Source organism: Mycobacterium sp. 050128 (assembly GCF_036409155.1).
Lineage (GTDB): Bacteria > Actinomycetota > Actinomycetes > Mycobacteriales > Mycobacteriaceae > Mycobacterium.
Genome location: NZ_JAZGLW010000002.1, coordinates 259,919 through 277,247, shown reverse-complemented (window position 1 = coordinate 277,247; position 17,329 = coordinate 259,919). Strand labels below are relative to the sequence as shown.

Below are 17,329 nucleotides of genomic sequence, written 5' to 3'. Positions count from 1 at the left end.
AAGTGAGCTGTCGCTTGGTTGCTGGTAGTGGGGGTAATCGAGGCAGGATGGGCATGACGTTCCTGACCAACTGTCCGGGAAACATGGTGGTAGAACACCGTGCTGGGGATGGCGCACGACTGGATCAGGACCCACCGGATTGCCTGCTCCATGGGTTTGCTAACCCATGGACGCGACTGGCCTCCAACGGGTCGGCGGTCCGGGGATAGCAGGGTGCTGAGGCAGCCGCTAATGGTTTGTAAAGGTTCTTACGCGATAGCCGAGATTGCCAACGCAATCCCGGCCAATTGAGGAGGACGCGGTGTTCGACTTCGGAGCGTTACCGCCCGAAATCAATTCCGGTCGCATGTACGCGGGCCCGGGATCGGGGCCAATGATGGCCGCGGCCGCCGGCTGGGACGCGCTTTCGGCAGAGCTGGCCATCGCGGCCAACGGATACAACTCGGTGATTTCCGAGCTGCTCGACGGACCGTGGATGGGGCCCGCATCGCAGCAAATGCTCACCGCGGTCGTTCCTTACATGACCTGGCTGGCCACGATGGCCGCCGATACGGAGCAGACCGCTATCCAGGCCCGGGGGGCCGCCGCGGCTTTCGAAGCCGCGTTCATGGCGACGGTGCCCCCGCCGGTGATCGCGGCCAACCGCTTGTTGTTGGCGACCCTGATCGCGACGAACTTCTTCGGTCAGAACACCCCGGCGATCGCGGTCACCGAAGCGCAGTACATGGAGATGTGGGCTCAAGACGCCGTCACCATGTACAGCTATGCGGCCGCGTCGGCGATCGAGGCGGAAGTGCCCCCGATCACGTCGTCTCCGCAAACCACCAGCCTTGATGGGACAAACAATCAGGCGCAAGCCGTGGCGAAAGCGGCCTCCGAGCCGGCGGGCCAATCCGGGCAGTCCGCAGCGAACGCCGGCACGCAGCTGGCCTCGTCCAACAGCACGGTTCCTCAGATACTCCAACAAGCCTCGGTCAACGCCGCTGCGGCGCCCCAGCAGGCCGCCGCCGCGGCGGACCCGCCCTGGTGGCAGGGATGGTTCACCATCCCGACACCGGCCAACCCCAATGGCTGGTCGCCGGGCTTCTTCAACACGCTGCGCCAGGGCCTGCAGGCCTACTTCGGCGTGGGTCTTGGAGCCTTTGGTTACCAGATGCAGCAGCAGTTGACCTTCGGTATCGGTACCACGGCCGGTGGTAGTGGTGCGTGGTACCCGACGCCGCAGTTCGCAGGTTTGGCCGCGCTCGGCGGTGGCCACCCCGGCGGCGTCGCGGCCACCGCGCACCTGGCCACCTCGGTCAAGGTTGGCGGACTCTCGGTCCCCAACACCTGGGCCGGTGCGGCACCCGCCGCCATCGAAGAACCGGCCATCCACGCCACCACCGTCAACTACGCCACCAGCGCCGCCGGACCCGCCAACAACGGCATCCTGCAAGGCATGCCCATGACCGGTACCGGCCGACGCGCCGCCACCGGCTTCACCCACAAATACGGGTTCAAGCGCAACGTGCTTGTCCGTCCACCGTCCGCGGGGTAACGGCCATGAGCAATTGGAATCCCGAGGAACAGAAGTGACCGCCAGATGAACAGAGATTGTCCAGGGCTGAACAGTTCGCATGGACAGGGCAAGTCCAATTGCGAGCGAACTAACGTCATCATCAAGAAAACCCGCCGGTGCGTGCACCGGACGGTTACCGAGGAGGGAATCACATGTCGTTTGTGACAACGCAGCCAGAAGCGTTGGCGGCAGCGGCGAGCACGTTGCAGGGGATCGGTTCGGCGCTGACCGCCCAGAATGCTGCGGCCGCGGCTCCGACAACGGGTGTGGTACCGGCCGCTGCCGACGAGGTGTCGGCGCTGACCGCGGCACAGTTCGCCGCACACGCCCAGATGTACCAGGCGGTCAGTGCGCAGGCCACCGCGATCCACGAGCAGTTCGTCAACACCTTGAGCATGAGCTCGGGGTCGTATGCGCTGACAGAGGCGGCCAACGCGGCCGCGGCGGGCTAAGGGGATCACGATGATTGATTTTGGAGCGCTACCTCCCGAAGTGAACTCCGCGCGCATGTATTCGGGTGCGGGTTCGACGTCGATGACGACGGCGGCCTCGGCCTGGCGTTCGCTTGCCGCGGAGCTGAACTCGGCCGCATTGGCCTACGACAACGTGATCACCCAGCTGTCCAGCGAGGAGTGGCTGGGGCCGGCTTCGACCGCCGCGGTGCAGGCCCTGACGCCGTACGTGACCTGGATGAAGACCACCGCGGCCCAAGCCGAAGAGGCTGCCCAGCAGCTCGACTCGGCCGCCGTGGCTTTCGAGACGGCGTTCGCCTCGTCGGTGCCGCCGCCGCTGATCGCACAGAACCGGGCACTGCTGACCCAGGCCATGGAAACCAACGTGCTGGGTCAGAACACCGGGGTCATCGCACAGCTCGAGTCGCAGTACGGCCAGATGTGGGCTCAGGACGCCAGCACGATGTACAACTACGCCGGGCAATCGGCTTCGGCGACGAAGGTGACCCCGTTTGCAGCCGCGCCCGAGGTGTCCACCCAGGACGCCGGGGCCAAGCAGGCCGCGGCGACCTCGTCGGCGGCCAGCACCGGAGCCGGCAACGCCGCGAACACCACGGCGCAGGCGATCACGCAGACGCCGCAAGCGCTGCAGGCCGCGGCGGCCCCCGCGGCCGCGACCTCGTCCAGCGACCTGCTGACTCAGGGGTGGTTCCTGCTGACCGGGCAGACCGTGCTGCCGAGCAGCTTTGCCACCTTCGTGAACGGTCTGAGCCCGTTCGTCGGTTTCGCGTATAACACCGAGGGTCTGCCGTACTTCTCCGTTGGTATGGGTAACAGTGGTGTGCAGATCGCCAAAAGTACCGGCGCCCTCGGAGGTGCGGCCGCCAGCGCGGCGTCCGCGGCACCCAAGGGCCTGGCCGGTCTGGGCGGCATGCTCGGCGGCGGCGCCCACGCGGCGCCGGCGGTGTCAGCCGGTCTGGGCAACGCGGCCTCGGTCGGCCGGCTGTCGGTCCCGGCCATGTGGTCTGGAGCCGCTCCGGCGGTCAGCCACGCTGCCGCGGTACCCGTCAGTGCCATCACCGCGGCCCCCGAAGCCGCGGGTTCGGGCAACCTGCTCGGCGGTATGCCGTTGGCCGGCATGGGCGCCGGCCAAGGCTTCGGCGCCTCGGGCCCTCGCTACGGCTTCCGCCCCACCGTGATGGCCCGCCCGCCGTTTGCCGGGTAGCCATTCGATTCACTGCGAATGCACGCATGACGGCCGCATGGCCGTCATGCGTGCATTTTATTTGTCCCCACTCGGTGCGAGCCGCCGAAACCCGCTGCAGTTGACCGGGTTTCACGTGCGATAGTTCGCCCACGTTCCGAGTCACAGGTCCCAGACTGCCAGCGTGTCATACGCTGCGGCAACGAATCTGGCTACCCGACAACACGCGTCGTCAAAAGCCGAAACTCGTAGACCCACTGGGCTATTCGCGATGGAATCAACACGCGCAATCTGACCAGGATCCGGGAGGCTTAGTCATGTCGATTGATTTTGGGGCGTTGCCGCCAGAGATCACCTCTGCGCGCCTATATGGGGGCGCGGGTGCGACGTCGTTGATCACGGCATCCTCGGCGTGGAATTCCCTTGCGGCCGAGCTGAATTCGGCTGCGATGGGCTACGAGAACGTGATCACTCAGCTATCGAGTGAGGACTGGCTGGGGCCGGCCTCGGCGAAGGCCGTCCAGGCGCTGACTCCGTATGTGACATGGGTGAAAACCGCTGCGGCTGAGGCCGAGCACGCCGCTCAGCAGTTGTCCGCGGCCTCCGCGGCGTTCGAGACAGCGTTTTCCTCGGCGGTGCCGCCGCCGGTTGTCGCGCAAAATCGCGCCCTGTTGGCCCAGGCCATGGCAACCAACGTGCTGGGCCAAAACAGCGGGCTGATCGCTCAGCTCGAATCGCAATACGGTCACATGTGGGAGCAGGACGCCACCACGATGTACCGCTACGCCGCTCAGTCCGCCTCCGCGACCAAGGTGACCCCGTTCAAATCGGCGCCGGAGGTCACCGACCCCGCCGGCCAGGCCAAGCAGGGCGAGGCGACCTCGTCTGCGGCCGCAACCGGAGCCGGCAATGCCGCGAATTCGACGGCCAACGCGATCACCCAGACACCCAGCACGCTGCAGTCGGCGGCGACGCCCGCTGCGGCTGCCGCGGCGGCCACCACGCCCACGGACCCGTTCACCGAACTGTGGTTCCTGTTGACCGGGCAGACGACGTTGCCCACCAGCTTCGCCACGTTCGTCAACGGTCTGAGCCCGTTCGCCGGTTTTGCCTATAACACCGAGGGTCTGCCGTACTTCTCCGTCGGTATGGGTAACAGTGGTGTGCAGATCGCCAAAAGCACCGGCGCCCTCGGAGGTGCGGCCGCCAGCGCGGCGTCCGCGGCACCCAAGGGCCTGGCCGGTCTGGGCGGCATGCTCGGCGGCGGCGCGACCCATGCGGCGCCGGCGGTGGCAGCCGGCCTGGGCAACGCAGCCTCCGTCGGCCGACTCTCGGTCCCGGCCCTGTGGACCGGCGCCGCGCCGGCGATCAGCCACGCCGCGGCCGTGCCGGTCAGCGCCATCAGCGCGGCTCCGGAACCCGGCTCGGGCAACCTGCTCGGCGGTATGCCCCTGGCCGGCATGGGCGGCGCCCACGGCGTCGGCGGCTCGGGCCCCCGCTACGGCTTCAAGCCGACCGTTATGGCCCGCCCGCCCTTCGCCGGCTAAGCGGTCCGAGCCGCCGCCGCACCGGCGGGGCCGAAACGCGGGGGAGTCCGCAACGAACCGCACGTTTTGCGGCCGTTGAACGGCCACCGCACAGCGGCGCTCTGCAGGTTTTATCCGCGAGCGGATTTTTATCCGTCCGTCAATTTCTCGCACCGTCCGCCGCACCCGTGGCCTTCGCGCTTGGCGGCCGCCACGACGCCGCGGCATCCCGCATTCGCCCAGGTGATGGCCCGCATTCACGACGCGGTAAGCCACCGGTGTGATCTTGTACTTCTGTCGGATAGCGCCACGCGTCTGCGCGGCCGTCGCGCGATCGGCCAACTCGCCGGCCGCAGCCGCAGGTCCCCGCGCCTTAGCCTCGCAACCAACCATTTCGGTCAAGGTCGTCGCCAAATTCCAGTTGCGAGGAACACATGCCGTTCGAGCCGGGCGCTGCGTAGATGGACTACGGTGCCGTACCGCCAGAGATCACGTCGGCCCTGATGTATACGGGTCCGGGATCGGGACCGCTGATGGCCGCGGCCGCAGGCTGGGATGGGCTGGCGGCAGAGTTGGCAACCGCGGCCAGCGGCTACAGCTCGGTGATTTCCGAACTGACCAGCGGGCCCTGGATCGGGCCGACGTCGGCGTCGATGATTTCAGCGGTGTCCCCATTCGTGAGTTGGCTCGGCGCGGCGGGCACCCAGGCTGAGGAGACCGCCACACAGGCCCGGGCTGCCGCAGCCGCGTTCGAGGTGGCGTTCATGGCGACGGTCCCCCCGCCGGTGGTCGCGGCCAACCGGGTGTTGTTGGCGACCCTGATCGCGACCAACTTCTTCGGCCAGAACACCCCGGCGATCGCGGCGACCGAGGCCCAGTACATGGAGATGTGGGCCCAGGACGCCGCCGCCATGTTCGGCTACGCCGCCGCATCGGCGGTCGCGACGGAACTGACCCCGTTCACGCCTTCGCCGCGAACCACCGATCCCGAGGGCACGTCGAACCAGGCGCAAGCGGTGGCGAAAGCCGCCTCCGAGCCCGCGGGCCAGTCCGGGCAGACCGCGGCCAACGCCACCACGCAAGCGGCCGCCACCAACGCGGTTCCGCAAGCGTCGCAACAAGTCTCGATAAACGCGGCTGCGGCAGCCGATCCGGCGGCGGCCGCGCAGAATCCGCCGTGGTGGTCCAATTGGTTCACCATCCCCACTCCGGACAACCCGATGGGATGGGGTCCCAGCGTCCCGCAGACCATCTTCAAACAGCTCAGCGGCCTTCCCTACTTCGGGACGGGCTTGGGCGCCTTCGGCTATTCCATCCAGCAGCAGACGACGTTCGGTTTGGGAACGACGGCCGGCGCCACCGGTGCGTGGTATCCGACGCCGCAGTTTTCCGGTCTGGCAGCGCTGGGCGGTGGCCACCCCGGTGGCGTCGCGGCCACCGCGCACCTGGCCACCTCGGTCAAGGTCGGCGGACTCTCGGTGCCCAACTCGTGGGGCAACGCCACACCCGCCGCGCTCGAAGAACAAGCCATCCATGCCACCACCGTCAACTATGCCGCCAGCGCGACCGGTCCCGCGAACAACGGGGTCCTGCAGGGCATGCCGATGACCGGCGCGGGGCGACGCGCCGCCACCGGCTTCACCCACAAATACGGCTTCAAACGCAACGTACTTATCCGACCACCATCGGCAGGATGACTCGTGCCCACTCGATCCACCCTCGTCCAGTTACCCACCACCGATTCACACCACCTTGCAGTCCGCTCAGCATCCAGGAGGCTCAGCTATGTCGATTGATTTTGGGGCGTTGCCACCAGAGGTCAACTCCGCGCGCTTATACGCGGGCGCCGGTTCGACGTCGCTGACGACGGCGGCCTCGGCGTGGAATTCCCTTGCCGCCGAGCTCAATTCGGCCGCTTTGGGCTATGAGGGCGTGATCTCCCAGTTATCCAGCGAGGAGTGGCTGGGGCCGGCTTCGGCCGCCGCGGTGCAGGCCCTGACGCCGTATGTGACGTGGGTGAAAACCACTGCGGCCCAAGCCGAAGAGGCCGCCCAGCAGCTGTCCTCAGCCTCGGCGGCGTTCGAGACCGCGTTTGCCTCGGTGGTGCCACCGCCGCTGATCGCCCAGAACCGGGCGTTGCTGACCCAGGCTCTACAAACCAACGTGTTGGGGCAAAACACCGGCGTCATCGCACAACTCGAAGCCCAATACAGTCAGTTCTGGGCTCAGGACGCCAGCACGATGTACAACTACGCGGGGCAATCGTCCTCGGCGACCAAGGTGACCCCGTTTGCAGCGGCGCCCGAAGTGTCCACCCAGGACGCCGGGGCTAAGCAGGCCGCGGCGACCTCGTCGGCGGCCAGCACCGGAGCCGGCAACGCCGCGAACACCACGGCGCAGGCGATCACGCAGACGCCGCAAGCACTGCAGGCCGCGGCGGCCCCCGCGGCCGCGACCTCGTCCAGCGACCTGCTGACTCAGGGGTGGTTCCTGCTGACCGGGCAGACGATTCTGCCGAGCAGCTTTGCCACCTTCGTGAACGGTCTGAGCCCGTTCGTCGGTTTCGCCTATAACACCGAAGGTCTTCCTTATTTCAGTGTCGGTATGGGTAACAGTGGTGTGCAGATCGCCAAAAGTACCGGCGCCCTCGGAGGTGCGGCCGCCAGCGCGGCGTCCGCGGCACCCAAGGGCCTGGCCGGTCTGGGCGGCATGCTCGGCGGCGGCGCCCACGCGGCGCCGGCGGTGTCAGCCGGTCTGGGCAACGCGGCCTCGGTCGGCCGGCTGTCGGTCCCGGCCGTCTGGTCCGGGGCGGCACCGGCGGTCAGCCACGCCGCGGCGGTACCCGTCAGCGCCATCACCGCGGCCCCCGAAGCCGCAGGCTCGGGCAACCTGCTCGGCGGTATGCCACTGGCCGGCATGGGTGGCCAGGGCGGTATCGGCGCCGCAGGCCCTCGCTACGGCTTCCGCCCCACCGTGATGGCCCGCCCGCCGTTTGCCGGCTGAGCAAACGTAGAAGCTCGGACCGCGAGAAACCGTTAGCTACTGCGACGCGTGCGACCGCCGGCGCGGCCCACGGTAACGCCGCTGCCTGCAGGTTTTCGACAACGAGGGAGGTCAGCCCGTGCCAGTCCTGTGATTTCGCTGCTCAGGGGCCCCAAACTAGGCCTTACGCTGTTACTGTGTCGTTACTAAAAGTGAATTCGCCGTACCGTTCCGTGAACAATTGCGAACGGGCAGTCCATGGATCAGGCTTTACGGAACACGGTCATCTACTCTCATCAGAGAGTTTGGGGATTATGGAGGAGGAAAAAACATGTCGTTCGTGACGACTCAGCCGGAGGCTTTGGCCGCGGCAGCCGGGACCCTGCAGGGTATCGGGTCTGCTCTCAGCGCCCAAAACGCGGCTGCGGCGGCCCCGACGACCGGGGTGGTGCCGGCGGCTGCCGACGAAGTTTCAGCGCTCACTGCGGCTCAGTTCGCCGCACACGCGCAGATGTACCAGGCCGTCAGCGCCCAGGCTACGGCGATTCACGAGCAGTTCGTGAACACGCTGTCGATGAGCTCGGGCTCTTACGCCGCTACTGAAGCAGCCAACGCGGCCGCTGCCGGCTAACTGGTTTCTTCATTTGAGGCTAAGGAAACCCACATCGAAGTGGGTCACGCCAGCCGCCCAGCGGTCGGGCAACCCGTCTACCGAGTAGACGGTCCGGTGGGTGCTGGCTAGGAGGGGGATCATCCTTAGGTGTTCGGTCTGGCAGCTACGTCACTGTTGTAACTGACCGGACCTATCCACTGTCCAACACAACAAAATCTCGAGTCGCAAGTGATTAAGGAGAAAGGCAACATGGCAACACGTTTTATGACCGACCCGCACGCGATGCGTGCGATGGCGGGCCGTTTTGAGATGCACGCGCAGACGGTGTCGGATGAGGCGCGCAAGATGTGGGCGTCGTCGATGAACATCGCCGGTGCGGGCTGGAGCGGTCAGGCCCAGGCCACGTCGTACGACACGATGGGTCAGATGAACCAGGCGTTCAACAACATTGTCAACATGCTCCACGGTGTGCGTGACGGACTGATCCGCGACGCCAACAACTACGAGACGCAAGAGCAGGCCTCGCAGCAGGCCCTCGGCCACTAGTCGTAACAACTACGGCTGCGTAACCTTCAGACATTAGGAGAAAACGCTATGAGCATTAACTACCAGTTCGGAGACGTGGACGCGCACGGTGCGTTGATCCGCGCGCAGGCCGCTTCGTTGGAGGCCGAGCACCAGGCCATCGTTCGCGATGTGCTGGCCGCCGGTGACTTCTGGGGTGGCGCCGGTTCGGTGGCGTGCCAGGAGTTCATCACCCAGTTGGGTCGCAACTTCCAGGTGATCTACGAGCAGGCCAACCAGCACGGGCAGAAGGTGCAGACCGCGGGCAACAACATGGCCAGCACCGACAGCGCCGTCGGGTCCAGCTGGGCCTGACACCCGAAACTTCAGGCGCGGCAGCACACCGAACTACTGGTGTGCTGCCGCGTCCTGCGGTTACCGTGCACAACGACCATCCGGGGTACAAATGGACCAACAGAGCACTCGCACCGACATCACCGTCAACGTCGACGGCTTCTGGATGCTCCAGGCGTTACTGGACATTCGGCACGTCGCTCCGGAGCTGCGGTGCCGTCCCTATGTATCCACCGACAGCAGTGACTGGCTCAACGATCACCCCGGTATGAAGGTGATGCGGGAGCAGGGCATCGTCGTCGGCGACGATGTCAATGAAGAAGTAGCCGCGCGGATGCGGGTGCTCGCCGCGCCGGACCTTGAGGTCATCGCACTGCTGTCGCGGGGCAAGCTGCTGTACGGCGTCGTCGATGACGAAACCCAGCCCCCGGGCTCGCGCGACATCCCGGACAACGAGTTCCGGGTGGTGCTGGCCCGCCGCGGCCAGCATTGGGTCTCGGCGGTTCGGGTCGGCGCTGATATCACCGTCGACGACGTCGCCGTCGCGGACAGCGCGTCGATCGCCGCCCTTGTGCTGGACGGCCTGGAGTCGATTCACCACGCCGAGCCCGCCGCGATCAACGCGGTCAACGTTCCGCTCGACGACATGCTGGAAGCCACCAAGTCGTGGCAAGAGTCCGGGTTCAACGTGTTCTCCGGTGGAGACCTGCGCCGGATGGGCATCAGCGCCGCTACCGTCGCTGCGCTGGGCCAGGCGCTTTCCGATCCGGCAGCCGAGGTTGCTGTGTATGCGCGCCAATACCGCGACGACGCCAAGGGCCCCAGCGCCTCGGTGCTGTCACTAAAAGACGGTTCCGGCGGCCGAATCGCCCTTTACCAACAGGCGCGGACCGCAGGTTCGGGGGAGGCCTGGCTGGCCATCTGTCCGGCGACCCCACAACTGGTGCAAGTCGGCGTCAAGACCGTGCTGGACACGCTTCCTTACGGCGAATGGAAGACCCACAGCAGGGTCTAACGACAAGTATCAAATGTTAAGGCTTGTAACGCTTTTGAACTCAGGGTGCGGCCAAGCCACGAACACGTCATACTGCTCTATGAATAAGCAGCAAATAATGGAAGTCAGTGTCAGCGGATTCACCAATCGCGAGGCGGGGTAAATGGAGTTGGAAAAGGTCGAACTACTACTTTCCGAAGCCTCGGTAAGTAGGTCGACAGAGCCCTTCACGCGACTGGCAAGCCGAAGCCACACGTTCACCACGACAGGGGGTGCAGCCCGATGACTGCGGTAGCTGATGCGCCACAGGCTGATATTGAGGGAATCTCACAGCCACGGGCAGTCGTAGTTGGCATCATGGCCGGCGAGGGCGTCCAGATCGGCGTTTTGTTAGACGCCAACGCCCCGGTGTCGGTGATGACCGAGCCGCTGCTGAAGGTGGTCAACAGCCGCCTGCGCGAGCTCGGCGAGACCCCGCTGGAGGCGACGGGCCGCGGCAAGTGGGCGCTGTGCCTGGTTGACGGCTCGCCGTTGCGCGCCACCCAGTCGCTGAGCGAGCAAGACGTCCTCGACGGCGACCGGTTGTGGATCCGCTTCGTCCCCGACACCGAAAAGCGCTCGCAGGTCATCGAGCACATCTCCACCGCCGTCTCGCAGAACCTCAGCAAACGGTTCGCCGCGATCGACCCGGTCGTCGCCGTGCAGGTCGGCGCCGCGATGGTGTCCGCCGGCGTTTTCCTCGCCACGGTACTGCTGGGCTGGTGGCGCTGGCACCACAACTCGTGGCTGACCACGATCTACGCCGCGGTCATCGCCGCGGCCGTGCTGGGCGTTTCGATGATGCTGCTGATGCGCGCCCAGACGCAGGCCGATCGACGCGTCGCCGACATGATGCTGGTAAGCAGCCTGGCCCCGCTGGCAATCGCCGCGGCCGGGGCACCACCCGGCGGTGTCGGATCTCCGCACGCGGTGTTGGGCTTCGGCGTCCTCACCATTGCCGCGATGCTCGCCCTCCGGTTCACCGGACGCAGGCTGGGGTTGTACACCGCGATCATCACCGTCAGTTCGCTGACGACGATCGCGGCCCTGGCTCGGATGATTGCCATGACCAGCGCCGTGACCATGCTGACGACCATCGTGCTGGTCTCGGTGATCGGCTACCAGTGCGCACCGGCCATGTCGCGGCGGCTGTCCGGTATCCGGTTGCCGGTGTTCCCGTCGGCCACCAGCCGCTGGGTCTTCGAGGCCCGGCCCGACCTGCCCACCACCGTGACCCGCACCGGCGGCGGCCCGCCGGTCCTCGAGGGACCCGCGTCGGTGCGCGACGTGCTGTTGCAAGCCGAACGTGCCCGGTCGTTCCTCTCGGGCCTGCTGCTCGGCTTCGGCGTGCTGATGGTGGTTTCGCTGGCGGGGCTGTCGGACCCGCACGCCGGGCAACGATGGCTCCCGCTGCTGCTGGCCGGCTTCAGCGCCGGGTTCCTGATGCTGCGCGGTCGCTCCTACGTGGATCGCCTGCAGGCGATCACCCTGGCCGGCACGTCCGTGATGATCGTTGCGACGGTCGTGGTGCGGTACGCGCTGGAACTGCAGTCGCCGCTGTCGGTGTCTGTCTGCGTGGGGATCCTGGTGCTCCTGCCCGCGGCCGGCCTGGTGTCCGCGGCGGTCGTGCCGAACAGCATCTACAGCCCGCTGTTCCGCAAGTTTGTGGAATGGATTGAATACGTCTGCCTGATGCCGATCTTCCCGCTGGCGTTCTGGTTGATGAATGTCTATGCAGCGATCCGGTACCGGTAACGGCAAGGTGTGGCGTAGGCGCGCATCCCGTGCGGCGATCGCCGCACTCCTGCTCACATCTGGTTCACTAGCCGGGTTACCGCCCGCCTATGCGATATCGCCGCCGACGATCGACCCGGCGGCGGTGCCGCCGGACGGTCCGCCGGGGCCACCGGCGCCAATGAAGCAGAACTCGTACTGCACCGAGGTCGGGGTGCTGCCCGGCACCGATTTCAAGCTGCAGCCGAAATACATGGACATGCTGAACATGCAGGAGGCATGGCAGTTCGGCCGCGGCGCCGGGATCAAGGTCGCCGTCATTGACACGGGCGTGACCCCGCACCCCAGGTTTCCGCACCTGATCCCCGGCGGGGACTACATCATGGGCGGCGACGGGCTGTCCGACTGTGACGCGCACGGCACCATCGTGGCGTCGATGATCGGCGCGGCACAGGCAAACGGCGCGGCACCGCCGCCGGTGGCGGGACCGCGCAAGCCGGTGACGATTCCGACCACCGAGGCGCCGCCGAAAGCGCCACCGCCGCAGACTGTGACCCTGTCTCCGTTACCCCAGACCGTGACGATGGTTCCGGCCTCGCCGCCATCCGAGGGCCCGCCGCCGCCACCGTGGGCACCGCAGCCACCGCCGTCGGAGCCCGCGCCTGCCGCTCCCGCGCCCGGCGCGCCTGCCGCTCCGGCGCCCGCCGCGCCTGCGCCGGCCTCACCGTCGCAGGCTCCGCAGGGAGCACCGCCGGGGCCGGCACCCGCGCCAGGGGCTCCCGGAGCCGCCAACCACGGCGGCGGCACGGTGACGATTCCGGCCTACTCCGGTGGTGGGCAGACGATTCATGTCGGCAATCCGCACCCGCTGGCGCCCACGCCGACGCCCGCACCGCCGCCTCCGCCACCACCGGCGCCGCCCGCGTCCGGTGGGCCCGATGCCTACAGCGGCATCGCCCCCGATGTCGACATCATCTCTATCCGCCAGTCCAGCCAGGCCTTCGGTCTCAAGGACGCCTACACCGGCGACGAGGACCCGCAGACCTCGGCGAAGATCTCCGGCGTCGAGACGATGGCACGGGCCATCGTGCACGCCGCCAACATGGGGGCCTCGGTGATCAACATCTCCGACGTGACCTGCATGAGTGCGCGCAACATCATCGACCAGCGGGCGCTGGGAGCGGCTGTCCGCTACGCGGCGGTCGATCGCAACGCCGTCATCGTCGCCGCCGCCGGCGACACCAGCAAAAAGGACTGCAAGCAGAACCCGATCTTCGATCCGCTGAAGCCCAAAGACCCACGCGACTGGAACGCCGTCACCACCGTGGTGACGCCCTCCTGGTTCAGCGACTACGTCTTGACCGTCGGCGCGGTGGATTCGGAGGGTCACCCGCAGACCCAGGGCAGCAATGGGCAGGGCCCGTCGAGCGTGGCTGGACCGTGGGTGGGGATCGCCGCGCCCGGAAGCGACGTCATCGGGCTCTCGCCGCGCGACGACGGCCTGATCAACGCGATCGACGGACCGGACAACTCGCTGCTGGTCCCCAGCGGCACCAGCTTCTCGGCCGCGATCGTGTCCGGAGTGGCCGCACTCGTGCGCGCCAAGTACCCGCAGCTGTCGGCATATCAAGTGATCAACCGGTTGGAGCGCTCCGCGCGTGCACCGGCCCGCGGTGTCGACAACCAGCTCGGTTACGGTGTCGTCGACCCGGTGGCGGCACTGACCTGGGATATTCCCGACGGCCCGCTCAAGCCGCCGCAGCAACTGTCGATACCGTTGAACGTGCCGAAAGCGCCTCCGCATCGCGACATGCTGCCCGTGTGGGTGGCGGCCGGGGGATTGACCGGAGCACTACTGATAGGTGGCGCTGTATTCGGTATCGCGACGTTGATGAAGCGTCGCAGGCAGCAACAATAAGGGCGGAGCAGTAACAGCAATGAAGGCTCAGCGCAGGTTCGGGTTGTCTTTGTCGTGGGCGCGGGTCACGGTCGTGTTCTTGGTCGTCGTGGGGATCCTGTTGATCGCCAGCCACTGCCCCGACTCGTGGCAGGGCAAGTACCACATCGCCTGGTGGGTGGGTGTAGGAATCTCGGTGATCATCGCGCTGCTGTCGCTGGTCACCCATCACGGCCTCACGGTGACCTCCGGCCTGGCCGGTTGGCTCTGGGACTGGTCCGCCGACCCGGGTACCACGCTGGCCGCGGGTTGCACGCCCGCGCTCGACTACCAGCGCCGATTCGGGCGCGACAAGGTCGGGGTGCGCGAGTACGACGGCCGCCTGGTCACCGTGATCGCGCTGGACGGCGACGACGACGCGGCATCGCGCCACCACCGCCAGAAGAGCACGGCGCCGGCCAGCCTGCTGGTGCGATCGGTTGCCACCGGGCTGCGCCAGTTCGACGTCAACCTGGACGGCATCGACATCGTGTCGGTGCAGATGCGCCGCGGCGGTAACGCCGCCGAGTTGTCCAAGCTCGACAAGTTGGGTCCCGAGGAGTGGGGACTGGTCAGCGAACAGCCCGCCTCGTACGTGCGCCGCACCTGGCTGGTGCTGCGAATGAACCCGCAGTCCAACGTCGCCGCGGTAGCGGCCCGCGATTCGCTGGCTTCCACGCTGGTCGCCGCCACCGAGCGGCTGGTTCAGGATCTCGACGCACCGGGCTGCGCGCCCCGCCCGCTGACCTCCGTGGAGATCGCCGAGGTCGACAGCGCCGTGCTGGCGGACCTGGAGCCGACCTGGAGCCGGCCCGGCTGGCGTTACCTCAAGCACTTCAACGGGTTCGCGACCAGCTTCTGGTTGACGCCGTCGGACATCACCACCGAGACGCTGGAGGAGCTGTGGCTGCCCGACGCCGAGGCGACCGTGGTAACCATCCAGCTCACCGCCGACGACGGCCACCCCCAGGTCTCCGGCTGGGTGCGCTATCACAGTGACAGCCGGCTGCCCAGGGGAGTGTCGTCGGGACTCAACCGGCTCACCGGCCGCCAGCTTGCCGCGGTGCGCGCCAGCCTGCCTGCTCCGACGACGCGCCCACTGCTGGTCGTGCCCACCCGAGGGCTGCTCCCCGACGACGACTTAGTGCTCCAGGTGGGCCAGGTGCGGGAGGACGCTGAGCGCTCGCTCGCGGGTCAATGAGCCGCCCGCAATCGACGGCGGAGGACGCCCGTAACGCAATGGTTGCCGGCCTGTTGGCGTCGGGAATCTCCGTCAACGGTCTTCAGCCCAGCCACAACCCGCAAGTCGCGCTGCGAATGTTCACCACCGCCACCACGCTCGACCCGGCGATGTGCGACGCCTGGCTGGCGCGGCTGTTGGCGGGTGACCAGAGCATCGAGGTGATCGCCGGCGCTTGGGCGGCGATAAGCACGTTCGGCTGGGAAACCCGTCGGCTCGGCGTCACGGAAATGCAGTTTCATCCCGACGTCTCCGACGGGCTGTTTCTGCGGCTGGCGGTGCTCAGCGTGGAATCGCTCGCGTGCGCGTACGCCGCGGTGCTCGCGGAGGCAAAGCGCTTCGAGGAAGCCGCCGAGCTGCTCGACCGAGTCGAACCCCGCCAGCCCATCGACGAAGAGCTGATCGCCTACGTGCGCGGGATTCTTTACTTCCGTGCCGGACGATGGCCGGACGTCCTCGTGCAATTCCCCGAGGGAAAGATCTGGCGTAACCCCGAATTGAAGGCGGCCGGCGCGGCCATGGCGACCACGGCGCTGGCCTCGCTCGGCGTCTTCGAGGAGGCGGTGCGGCGCAGCCAAGACGCCATCGAGGCGGATCGGGTGCCGGGAGCGGCCAACGTCGCGCTGTACACCCAGGGTATGTGCCTGCGGCACCTCGGACGCGAGGAAGAAGCCGTCGAGGTGCTGCGCCGGGTGTACTCGCGCGACCCGAAGTTCGCCCCCGCTCGCGAAGCCCTGGACAACCCCAACTACCAGTTGGTGCTGACCGATCCGGAAACCATCGAGGCTCGCACCGACCCGTGGGACCCGGACAGCGCACCGACCCGCGCGCAGAACGAGGCGGCCAAGCAAGCCGAGACGGCGGCCAAGTACTTGGAAGAGGGCGACGAGGAGCTCAACGCCATGCTGGGCATGGAGCGAGCGAAGCGGGAAATCAAACTCATCAAGTCCACGACCAAGGTGAACCTGGCCCGCGCCAAGATGGGTCTTCCCGTGCCGGTTACCTCGCGCCACACCTTGTTGCTGGGCCCGCCCGGAACGGGGAAAACCTCGGTGGCGCGCGCTTTCAGCAAGCAGCTGTGCGGGTTGACGGTGCTGCGCAAGCCCGTGGTGGTGGAAACCAGCCGCACCAAGCTGTTGGGCCGCTACATGGCCGACGCGGAGAAGAACACCGAGGAGATGCTCGAGGAAGCGTTGGGCGGAGCGGTCTTCTTCGACGAGATGCACACGTTGCACGAGAAGGGCTACCAACAGGGCGACCCGTACGGCAACGCGATCATCAACACCTTGCTGCTGTACATGGAGAACCATCGCGACGATCTGGTGGTGTTCGGCGCCGGCTACGCCAAGGCGATGGACAAGATGCTCGACGTGAACCAGGGTCTGCGACGGCGTTTCTCGACCGTGATCGAATTCTTCAGCTACACGCCGGACGAGCTGGTCGCGTTGACCCGCTTGATGGGCCAGGAGAACGAAGACGTCATCACCGAGGAAGCGGCCGAGGCCCTGCGGCCGTCGTACACCAAGTTCTACTCCGAGGAGAGCTACTCCGAAGACGGGGACCTGATCCGCGGTATCGACACGCTCGGTAATGCCGGCTTCGTGCGAAACGTGGTGGAAAAAGCCCGCGACCACCGCAGCTTCCGCCTCGACGACGAGGACCTCGACGCGGTACTGGCCAGCGACGCCACCGAGTTCACCGAGCTTCAGCTGCTCCGGTTCAAGGAACTCAGCGGCGATGATTTGCTCGAGGGCCTCAGCGCGGCAGTCGCCGAGAAGAAGTCGAGCTGAACGGCTTTCATCACGTTCCATAACACGGCCGCGGGGCGCCCGAATGGAATCGGTGTGGCGGCCCAGTGAATTGTTGCGAACGCCTCGCAGCAAGCTTGACTCACTCTGTCTCGAATGCCACGATGGCGTGTGCAAGCACCTCGTTAGGTGAGGCTTCCATTACGGATATAGGCCACTGACCTCAAACGTCGAAAGACGCCCAGGGTCAGGACAGCTCTTCCCGGCTTAAGGGTTGAGCCCAAGTGGCTTCTGGCTTCGGCCGGATACGCAGTGTGGTGCCGAAGCTCTGATGAGAGGGGTGCCGGATCCGGCGAACTCGCCGGGTGTCCCCATCCCTTCGTGCAGAATATAGGCATCTCGGTGTGCCCAGTCCGCAAGGAGGTGAGAACGAAATTAATCCCGG

The 17,329-nt window shown here is 66.8% G+C and carries 14 protein-coding genes and 1 riboswitch; all 14 genes read left to right on the top strand.

From position 1 onward, the window contains the following. Nucleotides 1–301 precede the first annotated feature (301 nt). The 14 genes from SKC41_RS18725 to eccA all read left to right on the top strand — a co-directional run bounded on the left by SKC41_RS18725 (nt 302) and on the right by eccA (nt 16,926). Nucleotides 302–1,537: a PPE family protein gene (locus tag SKC41_RS18725; protein ID WP_330979183.1), complete on the top strand. Its 1,236-nt coding sequence runs from the start codon at nt 302–304 to the stop codon at nt 1,535–1,537. A 173-nt stretch (nt 1,538–1,710) separates the two neighbouring features. Next, nucleotides 1,711–2,010: a PE family protein gene (locus SKC41_RS18720; protein WP_036469081.1), complete on the top strand. Its 300-nt coding sequence runs from the start codon at nt 1,711–1,713 to the stop codon at nt 2,008–2,010. A gap of 10 nt (nt 2,011–2,020) precedes the next feature. Beyond that, complete coding sequence (locus SKC41_RS18715) at nt 2,021–3,235, top strand: PPE family protein (RefSeq protein ID WP_330979182.1); 1,215 nt, start codon at nt 2,021–2,023, stop codon at nt 3,233–3,235. A gap of 296 nt (nt 3,236–3,531) precedes the next feature. Continuing rightward, nucleotides 3,532–4,761, top strand: a complete 1,230-nt coding sequence (locus SKC41_RS18710) for a PPE family protein (RefSeq protein WP_330979181.1) — start codon at nt 3,532–3,534, stop codon at nt 4,759–4,761. Nucleotides 4,762–5,201: 440 nt separating this feature from the next. After that, nucleotides 5,202–6,437, top strand: coding sequence for a PPE family protein (locus SKC41_RS18705; protein WP_330979180.1), 1,236 nt, complete (start codon nt 5,202–5,204; stop codon nt 6,435–6,437). Nucleotides 6,438–6,525: 88 nt separating this feature from the next. Next, nucleotides 6,526–7,743: a PPE family protein gene (locus SKC41_RS18700; RefSeq protein ID WP_330979179.1), complete on the top strand. Its 1,218-nt coding sequence runs from the start codon at nt 6,526–6,528 to the stop codon at nt 7,741–7,743. Nucleotides 7,744–8,053: 310 nt separating this feature from the next. Then, nucleotides 8,054–8,353, top strand: coding sequence for a PE family protein (locus tag SKC41_RS18695; protein WP_090602177.1), 300 nt, complete (start codon nt 8,054–8,056; stop codon nt 8,351–8,353). 231 nt (nt 8,354–8,584) lie between these two features. Continuing rightward, nucleotides 8,585–8,881: a WXG100 family type VII secretion target gene (locus tag SKC41_RS18690; protein ID WP_090602180.1), complete on the top strand. Its 297-nt coding sequence runs from the start codon at nt 8,585–8,587 to the stop codon at nt 8,879–8,881. A 48-nt stretch (nt 8,882–8,929) separates the two neighbouring features. Next, nucleotides 8,930–9,214, top strand: a complete 285-nt coding sequence (locus SKC41_RS18685) for a WXG100 family type VII secretion target (protein ID WP_036469090.1) — start codon at nt 8,930–8,932, stop codon at nt 9,212–9,214. A gap of 91 nt (nt 9,215–9,305) precedes the next feature. Further along, entirely contained in the window at nt 9,306–10,208 is a 903-nt protein-coding gene (locus SKC41_RS18680; protein ID WP_330979178.1) for an ESX secretion-associated protein EspG, read from the top strand. A gap of 261 nt (nt 10,209–10,469) precedes the next feature. After that, nucleotides 10,470–11,981, top strand: a complete 1,512-nt coding sequence (eccD, locus tag SKC41_RS18675; protein ID WP_330979177.1) for a type VII secretion integral membrane protein EccD — start codon at nt 10,470–10,472, stop codon at nt 11,979–11,981. Continuing rightward, nucleotides 11,959–13,878: a S8 family serine peptidase gene (locus SKC41_RS18670; RefSeq protein WP_330979551.1), complete on the top strand. Its 1,920-nt coding sequence runs from the start codon at nt 11,959–11,961 to the stop codon at nt 13,876–13,878. The genes eccD and SKC41_RS18670 overlap by 23 nt, the downstream gene beginning before the upstream one ends. A 19-nt stretch (nt 13,879–13,897) precedes the next feature. Next, complete coding sequence (gene eccE / locus SKC41_RS18665) at nt 13,898–15,097, top strand: type VII secretion protein EccE (protein ID WP_330979176.1); 1,200 nt, start codon at nt 13,898–13,900, stop codon at nt 15,095–15,097. Next, nucleotides 15,094–16,926, top strand: a complete 1,833-nt coding sequence (gene eccA, locus SKC41_RS18660) for a type VII secretion AAA-ATPase EccA (protein ID WP_330979175.1) — start codon at nt 15,094–15,096, stop codon at nt 16,924–16,926. Before eccE ends, eccA begins: the two co-directional genes overlap by 4 nt. 132 nt (nt 16,927–17,058) lie before the next feature. Next, nucleotides 17,059–17,231: riboswitch (M-box (ykoK) riboswitch) on the top strand. Nucleotides 17,232–17,329: the final 98 nt, after the last annotated feature.